The 624-nt window shown below is 42.3% G+C and carries 1 protein-coding gene; it reads right to left on the reverse strand.

Translation table 11 applies throughout. From position 1 onward, the window contains the following. Positions 1–183: 183 nt before the first annotated feature. Positions 184–624 (reverse strand): MlaE family ABC transporter permease (locus tag CYP28_RS01960; protein WP_258034129.1); only part of this gene is annotated, 441 nt, incomplete at its 5' end.

The following is a 624-nucleotide window of genomic DNA, read 5'->3' on the forward strand; positions in this document are numbered from 1 at the left end:
TTTCAGCCTCGCTGAAGCTCCAGTGCACATTTTCGTTAACATTCTTATCGCCATTACTTGACGTTATGTTTATTCCAACGATGATCTCGGTAATATCTTTATCATCATAAACATTATAGATATTCAGGCATCAAGCGAGACGACACAAAATATAGCATTTATTACACTAACAGTTGTAATCACTCAAAGGCTTTGGGCGTTTTGACTATCACAACATCGCTTCATGAGGAAAATGATCACTATTACAGCGCCAAAAAACGGAGCTTTTATAGTGCCAACAGCAAAGTGCCTAAGAACGACCAGCTCGGGAAAGCGATGGAGATAGTCGCTAAAGCGGAAATCAGGTGTCGATTGGCAAATGCTCATCTGTCCTAAGATGCTTATCGCGGCCGCTATGAATATAAAGACGTGCACACAAAGAACCATCGCGATGATGCGTGGCAAGACCAAGAAGTTAAATAGCTCAAAGCCCATTGTCTTCATCGCATCTATTTCCTCAGTTAGCTTCAGAGCGCCTATGTGAGCAGTAAAACTAGAAGCCGACCTACCTGCGATAACAATCGCTGCAATGAGCGGAGCTACTTCTCTAAGCGTTAGCATACCCATGATCTCAACTATAAATAT

Origin of the sequence: Campylobacter concisus (assembly GCF_002914195.1) — a bacterium.
GTDB classification, from domain to species: domain Bacteria; phylum Campylobacterota; class Campylobacteria; order Campylobacterales; family Campylobacteraceae; genus Campylobacter_A; species Campylobacter_A concisus_M.